Below are 11,929 nucleotides of genomic sequence, written 5' to 3'. Positions count from 1 at the left end.
CTGTTCCACAAGATACAGATACAGGCAAGATGCCTGTTCCACAAGATACAGATACAGGCAAGATGCCTGTTCCACAAGATACAGATACAGGCAAGATGCCTGTTCCACAAAATTGGAACTTAAAATCTGTGAAAGTTCCTAATTTTATAATTATTGGTTCTCAGCGGTGCGGCACGACTTCTCTGTACACTTATTTAGCTCACCACCCGCAAATTTTGACTCCGATTAAAAAGGAGATGGATTTTTTTTCGTGGCACTTTGATAGAGGAATTGATTGGTATTTGGCTCATTTTCCCCCAATGCTGGAGGGAGAGCAATTTGTAACGGGTGAGGCTAGTCCCAGTTACTTTGACTGTCGGGAAGCGCCGAAACGTCTCTACAGCGCATTTCCAGAGGCTAAGCTGATTGTGCTGTTGCGAAATCCGGTCGATCGCGCGATTTCTCATTTCTACCGCTTAAAGGGCTTGAATTGGGAAGGGCGATCGCTCGATCGGGCAATTAGCGATGAATTTGAACGGTTGAACCAAAACCCAGAATACATCATCGGCGAAGAACCGGGGAATTATTTAGCTCGCGGTAGGTATATAGAATTTATTAAAAATTGGCTGGCTTGCTTTCCCAGAGAACAGTTGTTAATTTTGAAAAGTGAAGATTTTTATGCAAATGCGGCGGCGACTGTTCAGCAAGTTTTAGAATTTTTAGATTTGCCGGAATATCAATTACCTGAATATCAAAATGCTAATCCTGGTTTTTATCCGCGAGTAAATGAGTCGGTTCGCTGCTGCTTGAGCGATTATTTTAAACCTTACAATCAGGAATTAGAGGAGTATTTGGGGAGAAAGTTTGATTGGGAATAAGATAACACGGCGGTTGAAACCGCGTGGATACGAACAAAACCTGCCGACGCCGGTTGAATAAAAGGTGATTAAAGTTCGGTTATTCTCTTTACACTGCCTCCGGCTGACGAAAGTTTGTGTAAACCTGGTTTCAACCGCCGTCTGCTAAAATTAGAACAACTTGTAATGAGGTAATACTAATGCTGACAATCGAGCTAGATACATTACTTAAAGAACAAGCACTCCAACGCCAAGATCCCGAAGAGCGCTACATCACGGATACGGTGAACTGGGAAGAATACGAGACACTGGTACATCGGATTGGAGATGCTGCGGGATATCGAGTTACTTATTTAGATGGAGTTTTAGAAATTATGTCACCTTCTCGCCGCCATGAAAGTCGCAAAACTAGCATTGGAGATCTGCTACTTATTTATTTTGTAGAAGCTGATATTGAATATTTCCCTTTTGGCTCTACAACTCTGCGGCAAGAGGAAAAAAGTGGCGGTACGGAACCGGATGAAGCTTACTGTATTGGCACAGATAAAGAATTTCCCGACTTGGTAATTGAAGTGATTGTTACCAGTGGCAGCATCAATAAACTAGAACTCTATAGAAGGTTGAATGTGCGAGAGGTTTGGTTCTGGCGAAATGAGAGATTTTCGATCTACCATTTGCGAGAAGAGATTCCGGTTGAGTTTGTGTCAAACTGCGGTTATGAATTAATCACAAACAGCGAATTGCTACCGGAACTTGATATCGAGCTGTTGACAGAATGTGTCAAAAATCCTCATCCGCTAGCAGCAGCAAAGGCATGGAGACAGAATTTGCGTTAGCGAAGCTTGCAGCTATGGGATCGCCCTAAACAGCAAGTTTTAAATCTGCTCGATCGCCAAGCTGTCGCAAAGACGAGCAACTGACTCGCGCGCAGCAGTCCCAAGAAAAAACCCGCCCCCCATTGACAAGTCATACTCGTTATGAGTACGCTATAATGAACGAAGGAATTTAACCCAAATACTCAAGGATTCAAAATTATGCTGCCTAACAAAGAAGGTCAAAGAGTACCCAAAGTCACCTTTCGCACTCGCAAAGACAACGAATGGGTGGATGTCACCACCGATGAATTGTTTGCAGGCAAAACCGTAGCTGTGTTTTCCCTACCGGGAGCATTTACTCCCACTTGTTCCTCAACACACCTCCCTGGCTACAACGAATTGGCGAAGGTTTTCAAAGAAAATGGCGTAAATGAAATCGTTTGTATGTCCGTCAATGACACCTTTGTGATGAACGAATGGGCAAAAGATCAAGAAGCAAACAATGTGACGTTAATTCCCGACGGTAACGGTGAGTTTACTGAAGGCATGGGAATGCTGGTAGATAAAACAGATTTAGGCTTTGGAAAGCGGTCTTGGCGCTATTCGATGCTGGTCAAAGATGGTTTGGTTGAGAAAATGTTTATTGAACCGGAGGAACCGGGCGATCCTTTCAAGGTGTCCGATGCTGAGACGATGCTCAAGTACATCAACTCTTCAGCAACCAAGCCCAAGGTGGTTTCAGTGTTTACAAAAGTAGGCTGTCCCTTCTGCGCTAAGGCTAAGGCCATGCTGACTGAAAAGGGCTTGGATTATGAAGAAATCGTCCTGGGCCAGGACATCACAACCCGATCGCTCCGGGCCGTTACTGGTGCTACAACAGTGCCACAAGTATTTATCGACGGCAAGTTGATCGGCGATTCCGAAGCCCTAGAATCTTACTTGGCAGTTGCTTAGTGAGTTAAAAAACAACGGCTGCGGGTGTGTGCTGCACACCCTACAACGGCTGCGGGTGTGCAGTAGACACCTGCAGCCGTATTTAGTCCGATCGAGTTTTCGGAGTCAAAAGTTCGATCGCGCTATCGATCGCTTCTCGTGCAACAATTATGGTTGAAACAATATTAAAAAAATCAAAAATGGGAGTTAACGATCGTGGATTTGAGTCTAGTAGCGTCAAACATTTTAAATCCACCAGTATTAGCTTTTTTCATGGGAATGGCAGCAATTTTTCTCAAATCTGATTTAGAATTTCCCGCACCCATCCCCAAACTGTTTTCGCTGTACCTGCTGTTTGCGATCGGATTTAAAGGAGGCGTCGAACTTTCCAAAAGCGGAATTGACCAGCAAGTCGCCCTGACAATTTTGGCAGCGATGCTGATGTCTGCCCTAGTACCAGTTTATACTTTCTTTATACTGAGAATCAAACTCGATGCCTACAATGCAGCGGCGATCGCAGCCACCTACGGTTCCATCAGCGCCGTCACCTTTATCACCGCAACCTCCTTCCTCACAGGACAGGGGATCGACTTTGACGGTTACATGGTAGCAGCGCTAGCATTAATGGAATCCCCAGCAATTATCGTCGGTCTAATTCTCGTCAGCGTATTCGGCGGACAAGAAGAAAAACGCGATATAGTTTGGTCAGAAGTGCTCAAAGAAGCCTTCCTAAACAGTTCAGTATTTCTGCTAATTGGCAGCCTCATCATGGGGATACTGACTGGAGAGCACGGTTGGGAAGTTTTAAGTCCCTTTACTCAAGATTTGTTTTATGGCGTTCTGACTTTTTTCTTGCTAGACATGGGCCTGGTTGCTGCTAGCAGAATTCAAGATTTGCAAGATGCAGGAATTTTTCTGATCGGCTTTGCAATCCTCATTCCCATAGTTAACGCAGCCATTGGTTTAGTGATAGCCAAAATAATCGGAATGCCGGAAGGAGATAGCCTGCTGTTTGCCGTATTGTGCGCGAGTGCTTCTTACATCGCAGTACCGGCAGCAATGCGGCTGACGGTTCCCGAAGCTAACCCGAGCCTTTACATTTCAACAGCCTTAGCAGTGACGTTTCCGTTTAACATCATTGTAGGCATTCCCACGTATCTATACGCAATCAATATATTTTGGAGGTGAACCGATGGAGACAGTTAAAAGGATAGAAATTATTGCGAACTCGGTAGAACTTCCAAAGATTTTAGACGGTTTAGAAAAAGCTGGTGTCCCCGGTTATTCAGTGATTCGCGGTGTCGCAGGCAAAAGCACCAGGGGTACTCGATCGCGCGATTTAGCAATGACAATGCTGGATAATATTTACGTACTGGCTTTTTGCGAACCCGATCGAATATCGGCAGTTGCAGAACATATTAGACCCGTGCTAAATAAGTTTGGAGGGTCGTGTTTTATTTCGGATGCGGTGGAATTGCTAACCACTAAGTGCGTTGGGTAGCGATTAGTCATTATAGCCTTTCTCTAAAAGGTGAGGTACCAGTTTTGCCATAAAAAGCTTGACACTGTATGGTTTGCAGCATACCTCGGCATACCTCATCTTTCGCTTGAAAGGCTATAGTCATGATAGATTTTAGAGACATCAGATACACTGCACACTAAAATTATCTTTCGGTCATTATTAGGATCAATCATTCTGTAGCTGTCTCTGAAATCACGAACAATCTACAGGCAAAACCCGCCCGCACCCAACTATCAAATATTCTGCGACTTACAAAAAAAACTCACGCAACATACAATTTCTGTACTCTGTTAAGATCGCTCAATATCTTGACAAACCGCCCGATCCATGCAAACTTTCAAAAAATCAACCAGACCTTTCAACTCTCAAGATACATATCCCTGTCCCGTCTGTCGCACCGGTGAAATTGCTACGATGCCGATGATGGAAGCCCTAGCTTGCAACTTCTGCCAGCACATTTTTACCGCCAGCGAAGAAAGGCAATCGCTCCAAATGGCCGATCGCCAGCCGCCCGTAATTTGGCACTGGAACGGCAAAAAATGGATAGGAGCACACCTCGAAGGCGTAGAATTCGGATGGCCTTATTTTGCCGCAGCGATCGGTCTCATCTTCCTTCCCACCACCTTGCTCGGACTTTCAGCTTACTACTTTCCCCCGGTTCCCGGCAGCCGCTTGTCGTGGCTGCCCGCAGCTTGGACTGGTTTAGCCTTTTTGTCCCATTTAGGCATAGTGCTGTGGTTGGTAGGCGAATTTTATCAATTCCCCGCGGCCACTTACTTGAGAGCTTGGGGGCGCAGGATTAGCAGGCGCTAGCTGGCTGGTGTCAGACGGTTGAGGGCCGCGCACCGAGATTTATTTCGGTAAAATTTAAGTAAAATTGGAGGCGATCGCAAAAGTCAATTCCAAATCAGCACCACTAAAGCTATAATCATTAGCTATTCTAAATACTCAGATACGAGCGCATAGCGATTTGTAAGGAGAGCGATGAACATACTTGGAATCTCGGCGTACTACCATGACAGCGCCGCAGCCTTAATTTGCGATGGAGAAATTATCGCCGCAGCGCAGGAAGAAAGATTTTCCCGCAAAAAGCACGACGCCAGATTTCCCAAGAATGCGATCGCCTATTGCCTAAAAGAAGCGAACATAGAATTACGGGAAGTCGATCGCATAGTCTTTTACGACAAACCATTAGTCAAATTCGAGCGCCTTCTCGAAACCTACTTAGCCTACGCACCCCAAGGTTTTCGCTCTTTCCTAACCGCCATGCCCATATGGCTGAAAGAAAAGCTTTACCTCAAAACCATGCTCAAAAGAGATCTCGCAGAAATAGGCAACTGCAAAACCAATAAACTGCCATCTCTGCTATTTACCGAGCACCACCAATCCCACGCAGCCTCAGCATTTTTCCCCAGCCCGTTTCAAAAAGCAGCCGTTTTGTGCCTCGACGGCGTGGGCGAGTGGGCAACAACCTCGGTTTGGTTGGGAGACGGCAACCAACTAACACCTCAGTGGGAAATCGATTTTCCCCACTCCCTAGGTTTGCTTTATTCAGCTTTCACCTACTACACAGGCTTTAAAGTAAACTCTGGCGAATACAAACTCATGGGTTTAGCGCCCTACGGCGAACCCAAGTATGTAGACAAAATTCTCACCCATTTGATGGATCTCAAAGATGACGGAACTTTCCGTTTAAACATGGATTATTTCAACTACACAGTTGGCTTAACCATGACAAATAAGAAGTTTGACGAACTGTTTGAAGGGCCGCCGCGTCAAGGTGAAGGACAACTGACTCAGCGGGAAATGGACATTGCAGCTTCCATTCAAGTTGTTACCGAAGAAGTTGTTTTGCGGCTTTGCAGAACAGTTAAAAAAGAATTGGATGTCGATTATCTTTGTCTCGCGGGCGGCGTTGCTCTCAACTGCGTTGCTAACGGCAGACTTTTGCGGGAAAATATTTTCAAAGATATTTGGATTCAACCAGCAGCGGGAGATGCTGGCGGTGCTTTGGGCGCGGCTTTGGCGATTTGGTATCAGTATTGCGAACAAACTCGTACTGTGGGCGACGAGTTACTCGCAGTAAATAATAATATTAAGCCGGAGAGGACTGAAGTCTTTACTACCAGTGGGGAGGAGAGGACTGAAGTCCTCACTACAAGCCAAGCTGTCGCAACAGTGGCGAAGTCGGTGGCTCATTTAACTTGTCACGACAAAATGCGCGGTTCCTATTTGGGGCCAAGGTTTACTGACGCAGAAATTCTTGAATATTTAGATGCTGTCAAAGCTAGTTATCACCGATTGGACGATGCCGAATTGATGCCGCAGTTGGCGGAAATTTTGGCACAGGGAAATGTCGTTGGATGGTTCCAAGGGCGGATGGAATTTGGGCCGCGAGCTCTGGGCGGGCGATCGATTATTGGCGATCCACGCAATGCTAAAATGCAGTCTGTGATGAACCTGAAAATTAAATATCGGGAATCATTTCGACCTTTTGCACCATCAATTTTAGCCGAAAGAGTTGCGGATTATTTCGAGATTGACCACTCTAGCCCTTATATGCTATTAGTAGCACCGGTCAAAGCCAGTCTCCGCATTCCCATGACTCCCGAACAAGAGCAGTTGTTTGGCATTGAAAAGCTCAACATTCCGCGATCGGAAATTCCGTCTGTTACCCACGTCGATTACTCGGCTCGCATCCAAACAGTTCACAAAGAAACCAATCCTCGGTACTATGACTTAATCAGTCATTTTGAAGAGCGATCGGGCTGTTCGATTCTGGTAAATACTTCCTTCAACGTCCGAGGCGAACCCATTGTTTGCACCCCCGAAGATGCTTACCGCTGTTTCATGCGAACCGAAATGGACTATCTGGTTTTAGAGAATTACTTGATTCCTAAATCAGAACAAATTCCTTGGAAACAAGATGATGCTTGGAAAAATGAATTTGAACTAGATTAGTCAGTTAACAGTTGGCAGTTGACAGTTGACAGTTGACAGTTTAACTGGTTCCCCGGCTCTGCCTGGGAACCGATATCACTCTTGCTCTGCCTCGCTTGCTTACGGAGTCAAATTCGAGGCAGAGCCTCCGGATCTGCGTTACCAGGCTCTGCCTGGTAACGAGCATTCTTCCATCTTCCATCTTCCTGATGACGTTGTACGGAAAGCTCGGAGGCGACAGCAAAACATGACGTTGGACTAATGACTTCTTCTCTCTTCCCTCTTCCCTCTTCCTTCTTCCCTCTTCCTTCTTCCTTCAACATGAGCGACGAAATTAAAAAACTCGACAAAAAAGGCCTGCGCGATTTCGGGCTGCTAATTGGCGGCTTAATTGCCCTGCTGTTCGGTTTAGCAGTACCTTTACTGCGGCGGCATTCTATACCTTGGTGGCCCTGGGCTGTCGGTGCAGTGCTAGTCGCGCTAGCATTGGTTGCACCAAAATCCCTGAATCCCGTTTATCACGCATGGATGCGGTTTGGACTGCTCCTCAACAAGATCGAAACGCCGATCGTCCTAGGGATAGTTTTTTACCTGATAGTTTGGCCGATGGGAGTGATCAAAAACCTGTTTGGCGAAGATGCAATGCGGCGCAAACTAAATCCGAAAATGGATACCTACCGCATCCCAAGTAAAGCAAGAACCAAAGTTAGTATGGAGCGTCCTTTCTAAGTGTTTGAAGCAACTTTAGACTTTCTCAAAGATTTGTGGGCGTTTATGAGAGAACGCAAAAAATATTGGCTGATACCCTTAATTGTGACTTTAGTATTTTTGGGAGCTTTGATTGTATTGAGTCATGGTTCTGTGATTGCTCCGTTTATTTACACGCTGTTTTGAAAGAATGAGCAAATTGAAAAATTTGGGTGTCAACTTAGGTTTGATACTCGGTAGTTTATTCATGGGGGTGGTAATTGGTGAAGTTGGATTGCGAGTTGCAGGAGTTGAGGGCTACCCCAAAATTGGAGCTTTCGCAGACTCCGCGCCAACTCGTTTCCACACTGCCGATCCCGATTTGGGCTGGAAGCTTAAACCAGGTGTATCCGGGGAGTGGAAGGGCGAAGGTGAGAGTTTTGTGCAGGTGAATAGTGAGGGTTTGCGCGATCGCGAACACACAAAAGCCAAACCTCCCAATACCCTCAGAATCGCAGTTTTGGGCGATTCTTTCACCGAAGCAATTCACGTACCAGTCGAACAAACTTTCTGGTCGAAATTGGAACGAAAGCTAGGCAACTGCGAAGCTGTTAAGGGACGCAAAAATGTTGAAGTTATCAATTTCGGCGTGCAGGGTTACGGTAATGCTCAAGAATTGATAATGCTGCGAAAAAAAGTGTGGGATTACAATCCTGATATTGTAATTCTTGCATTTTTTATGGGCAACGATGTAATTAACAATTCCCCCAAACTAGAATACGACCACTATCGACCATTTTTTGCGTATAATGCTAGCGGCAAGTTAGTACCGGATATGTCTTTTCGCAATTTAGCACCGATCGACCGCAACGCAAGAGCAGTTTCATTCGTAGACAAATTGCCCAGTTTTCTGGTCAACAATTCGCGCATTTTGCAAGTCATCAAAAAAATTGACATAGACCAGAAAAAGCTGCAGTTATCGGCAGATTTTTCCGGTTTGAGTACCAAAAACTTCATTCCACCTCAAGATGCAGCTTGGCAAGATGCCTGGAAGGTAACAGAAGGTTTGATTGTGGAGATTCGCAATGAAGTCGTGCAGAAAAATGCTGATTTCTTACTTGTGACGATCGGCGATCCGATACAAGTTGAACGGGATGCCCAGAGACGAAAAAATTTTATGAGAAAAAACAAAATTCAGGATTTGTTTTATCCCGATAAGCGGCTAAAAAAATTGGGCGCGCGCGAAGGTTTTCGGGTACTGAATTTATCCGAACAGTTTCAAGGTTATACTGAAAAATTTCAAGTGTGCGCCCACGGTTTTGAGAATTCTGTACCCTGTGGGGGTCACTGGAATGAACTCGGACACAGGCTTGCTAGTATTTTGATTGCTCGCAATTTGTGCGAAAACTTGAAGCAGTCTCAAGCCCCCAAACAACAACCGTAATCAGTCAAATTACATGAAAGACTCAACTTCGTTCAAAAAAGGCAAAAATATATTAACTTTAATCGCTGTTAATTTGGCGATCGCTTTTATTTGTCTGGAAGCTTTGTCGCTAGCTTTTTATTTTGTAAATCAAAAACAGTTTTTTTATACCAGAACCAAAGGCAAAGAAAAAGTAGCAGAAGATATTGAAAGGCTCGGAATTAGACTAGATGAATCTATCGTAGAAAGACTGCACCCGTTTTTTGGCTACGTACTCAAACAAGGTGCTTTTCCCAATGAAAAATTAAAATTAAAAGTCAACAAAGAAGGCTTTTATTCTCTCTACGAATATCCGTTTATTAAAACTAATAAGAATCAATTGATTGTAGGAATTTTCGGCGGTTCTGTTGCTAACAACTTTGCCGTAAATGAATACGTCACCAAAAGATTTTCTCAAAAGTTAAAGAGTTATCCAGAATTCGCCAACAAAGAAATTATAGTTTTAAATTTCTGTAACGGCGGCTACAAACAACCCCAACAATTATTAATTTTAAATTACTTTCTAGCCTTTGGTCAAGATTTAGATTTAGTCGTCAATATTGACGGTTTTAACGAAGTAGCACTGTCAAATTTAAACAACAAAGCCGGATTAGAAATAGGAATGCCCAGCGTTCAACACGTCAAGCCGCTGACGAGTTTAGCCAACAACAACTTGTCGCCGGAAGCGATGAGTTCGATCGTGCAAATTAGCGAAACTAAAAAACAGTTGAAAGCAGGTATTGACAAATTGCAAACTTGTCAGCTTGCTTTGTGTCACGCTATTACCTCGCTGAGAGTGAAACAATTAGTCAACAATTACCAGAAAGCCCTTGTCAAGTATGACCGGCAAGTCAAACAATCCAACCAAAACACGGAAAATAGCGGTATAGTATACCTTCCCAAAGCTGACTTTGTTTTGCCGGATGCTGCTGCTTTTAATGAAGTAGCATCGATTTGGTACGAATCGTCGATCGCGATGAATCAAATTTTGTCAAGTAGAAAAATTAAGTATTTTCACTTTATTCAGCCCAACCAATATTATCAAACTAAACGAATCTTTACCGCCAAGGAGGACGAAATTGCGATCGACAAGAATAGTCCTTACATTGAAGGGGTGAAAAAAGGTTATCCCGTACTGTTGTCTAAAGTCGATGATTTGCAAAAAGCTGGGGTTAATGTTTTTAACGCCGTGAATATTTTGGACAATACCAAAGAAACAGTTTACAAAGATGGCTGCTGCCACTACAATTCAGTAGGAGAGGAAGTATTGGCAGACTATGTTTCCAGCTCAATAATTAAAGTAGTAAGAGAGTCAAAATAGATATTTATGAAAAATTTTAAGTCGATTAAAAAAATCCCAGAAATTCTCAAAATTGCTGCGATTAACTTGGCGTTTTTACTTGTTTTCGTGGAACTCGGTTCGCTGGGATGGTATTTTCTCAAGCACAAGCAATTTTTCTATACTAGATCGAATGTGCAAGATAAGTCGGCTTTAGGAATCAATTTAGAAGGAGTGCGGCTGAATCAGTCTATTATAGTCAGGCTGCATCCTTTTTTTGGATTTATTGAAAAACCTGGCCCCGATTTTCGCCCCGGTTTTAAAGTTAACAATTACGGGTTTATGTCTCCCTACGATTATCCGTTCAAAAAAACCAAGCCCAATCAATTTATCATTGGAGTTTTTGGCGGTTCTGTGGCTTCTAATTATGGAATATTTGAAGTTCAAAATAAAATTTTACCTCAATACCTCAAGCAACTTCCTGGTTTAAAGGATAAAGAATTTGTCATTTTGTCTTTTGCTACTGGAGGCTACAAACAGCCACAACAGTTATTGATTTTAAACTATTTTTTATCCTTAGGTCAAGAATTAGATATGGTGGTCAATATAGATGGTTTTAATGAAGTAGCACTTTCTAATCTCAACAATAAAAATAAAATAGATTTGGCGATGCCAAGCATTCAGCATATTCTGCCGCTGACTAATTTAGCGAATAATAGCCTTTCTTTAAAAGCTATGAAAGCAAGTGTCAGAATTCAAGAAACTAAAACTAAGATTAATGAGGGGCTGGAAACTTTGCAGCACTGCTCTTTCGCGGCGTGCGATGCTTTGACTTCTGTTTACGTTCAAAATTTAGTTAACAATTATCGTAAAGATGTGATTGCGTTTGACAAAAAACAAACTCAACCACAAAAAAATGGTGATAACGTTATTTATATCAATAAAAATAATTCTGTTTTAAGCGATTCAGTAGCTTTTGAAGAAATTGCATCGCAGTGGGTAAAAAGTTCAATTTTTATGCACAAAGTGCTGTCGGCTAGCAATGTGCCGTATTTTCAGGTTCTCCAGCCCAATCAATATTATCAGACAAAAAGGGTGTTTGGTGAAGCTGAAAAGCAGATTGCTTTTAACAAGGATACTCCTTATGCTAAGGCTGTGGAAATTGGCTATCCGGTTCTTTTGAGTAAGTTTCCTAATTTACAAAAAAATAATATCACTATTTTCAATGGGGTCAAGGTGTTCGACAAGACTAAAGATGTTGTTTATGTAGATAGCTGCTGTCATTACAATCAAGCTGGACAGGCGATATTTAGCAATTATGTGGGCCGTTCTATTCTGGAATATTTGCAGAAAAATGAGGCTAGGAGTAAGAAGAAGTAGGTTGACAAAATTATATCAAATCCGGCTTACATAGATAGCCCGATAATTTACATTATGTATCGCAAAATAACCCTG

Annotated in this window: 12 protein-coding genes; all 12 read left to right on the top strand. The window is 43.3% G+C overall.

Going from position 1 to position 11,929, the window contains the following annotated elements; genetic code table 11:
• On the top strand, positions 1-857 hold an 857-nt coding region (locus tag QUA01_RS01375; RefSeq protein WP_333265720.1), incomplete at its 5' end, for a sulfotransferase family protein.
• Positions 858-1,036: 179 nt separating this feature from the next.
• The gene (locus QUA01_RS01370) at positions 1,037-1,672 is read left to right on the top strand and encodes a Uma2 family endonuclease (protein ID WP_333089779.1); all 636 of its coding nucleotides are present in this window, start codon (positions 1,037-1,039) and stop codon (positions 1,670-1,672) included.
• Between the two features lie 198 nt (positions 1,673-1,870).
• A complete protein-coding gene (locus QUA01_RS01365; RefSeq protein ID WP_333089781.1) occupies positions 1,871-2,605 on the top strand; it encodes a glutathione peroxidase in 735 nt (244 codons plus the stop codon).
• A gap of 195 nt (positions 2,606-2,800) precedes the next feature.
• Positions 2,801-3,772: a sodium-dependent bicarbonate transport family permease gene (locus tag QUA01_RS01360; RefSeq protein ID WP_333089782.1), complete on the top strand. Its 972-nt coding sequence runs from the start codon at positions 2,801-2,803 to the stop codon at positions 3,770-3,772.
• A gap of 4 nt (positions 3,773-3,776) precedes the next feature.
• Positions 3,777-4,085 (top strand): P-II family nitrogen regulator, encoded by a 309-nt coding sequence (locus tag QUA01_RS01355; protein WP_333089783.1) that lies wholly within the window; start codon positions 3,777-3,779, stop codon positions 4,083-4,085.
• A gap of 348 nt (positions 4,086-4,433) precedes the next feature.
• Positions 4,434-4,919 (top strand): hypothetical protein, encoded by a 486-nt coding sequence (locus QUA01_RS01350; RefSeq protein WP_333089786.1) that lies wholly within the window; start codon positions 4,434-4,436, stop codon positions 4,917-4,919.
• A gap of 171 nt (positions 4,920-5,090) precedes the next feature.
• Positions 5,091-7,067, top strand: coding sequence for a carbamoyltransferase family protein (locus QUA01_RS01345; RefSeq protein WP_333089787.1), 1,977 nt, complete (start codon positions 5,091-5,093; stop codon positions 7,065-7,067).
• A gap of 240 nt (positions 7,068-7,307) precedes the next feature.
• The gene (locus tag QUA01_RS01340; RefSeq protein ID WP_333089788.1) at positions 7,308-7,775 is read left to right on the top strand and encodes an SxtJ family membrane protein; all 468 of its coding nucleotides are present in this window, start codon (positions 7,308-7,310) and stop codon (positions 7,773-7,775) included.
• Positions 7,776-7,940 (top strand): DUF5989 family protein, encoded by a 165-nt coding sequence (locus QUA01_RS01335; protein ID WP_333089789.1) that lies wholly within the window; start codon positions 7,776-7,778, stop codon positions 7,938-7,940. It abuts the gene before it with no gap.
• A gap of 4 nt (positions 7,941-7,944) precedes the next feature.
• Positions 7,945-9,177: an SGNH/GDSL hydrolase family protein gene (locus QUA01_RS01330; protein ID WP_333089791.1), complete on the top strand. Its 1,233-nt coding sequence runs from the start codon at positions 7,945-7,947 to the stop codon at positions 9,175-9,177.
• Between the two features lie 13 nt (positions 9,178-9,190).
• Positions 9,191-10,516 (top strand): hypothetical protein, encoded by a 1,326-nt coding sequence (locus QUA01_RS01325; RefSeq protein ID WP_333089793.1) that lies wholly within the window; start codon positions 9,191-9,193, stop codon positions 10,514-10,516.
• Between the two features lie 6 nt (positions 10,517-10,522).
• Positions 10,523-11,854 carry a hypothetical protein gene (locus QUA01_RS01320; protein WP_333089796.1) on the top strand — a complete coding sequence of 444 codons (1,332 nt, stop codon included), beginning with the start codon at positions 10,523-10,525 and terminating at the stop codon, positions 11,852-11,854.
• Positions 11,855-11,929: the final 75 nt, after the last annotated feature.

It is taken from the genome of Microcoleus sp. S36a_B3, from assembly GCF_036700745.1.
GTDB lineage: Bacteria > Cyanobacteriota > Cyanobacteriia > Cyanobacteriales > Microcoleaceae > Microcoleus.
Note: the sequence above shows the minus strand (reverse complement) of the source record. Positions and strands in the feature narration are given on the sequence as shown.

Excerpts from the sequence above, each read along its gene's own strand:
- QUA01_RS01340 (WP_333089788.1), top strand. The coding sequence starts at position 7,308 with ATGACTTCTTCTCTCTTCCCTCTTCCCTCTTCCTTCTTCCCTCTTCCT.
- QUA01_RS01355 (WP_333089783.1), top strand. The coding sequence starts at position 3,777 with ATGGAGACAGTTAAAAGGATAGAAATTATTGCGAACTCGGTAGAACTT.
- QUA01_RS01370 (WP_333089779.1), top strand. The coding sequence starts at position 1,037 with ATGCTGACAATCGAGCTAGATACATTACTTAAAGAACAAGCACTCCAA.
- QUA01_RS01325 (WP_333089793.1), top strand. The coding sequence starts at position 9,191 with ATGAAAGACTCAACTTCGTTCAAAAAAGGCAAAAATATATTAACTTTA.
- QUA01_RS01350 (WP_333089786.1), top strand. The coding sequence starts at position 4,434 with ATGCAAACTTTCAAAAAATCAACCAGACCTTTCAACTCTCAAGATACA.
- QUA01_RS01345 (WP_333089787.1), top strand. The coding sequence starts at position 5,091 with ATGAACATACTTGGAATCTCGGCGTACTACCATGACAGCGCCGCAGCC.
- QUA01_RS01330 (WP_333089791.1), top strand. The coding sequence starts at position 7,945 with ATGAGCAAATTGAAAAATTTGGGTGTCAACTTAGGTTTGATACTCGGT.
- QUA01_RS01320 (WP_333089796.1), top strand. The coding sequence starts at position 10,523 with ATGAAAAATTTTAAGTCGATTAAAAAAATCCCAGAAATTCTCAAAATT.
- QUA01_RS01365 (WP_333089781.1), top strand. The coding sequence starts at position 1,871 with ATGCTGCCTAACAAAGAAGGTCAAAGAGTACCCAAAGTCACCTTTCGC.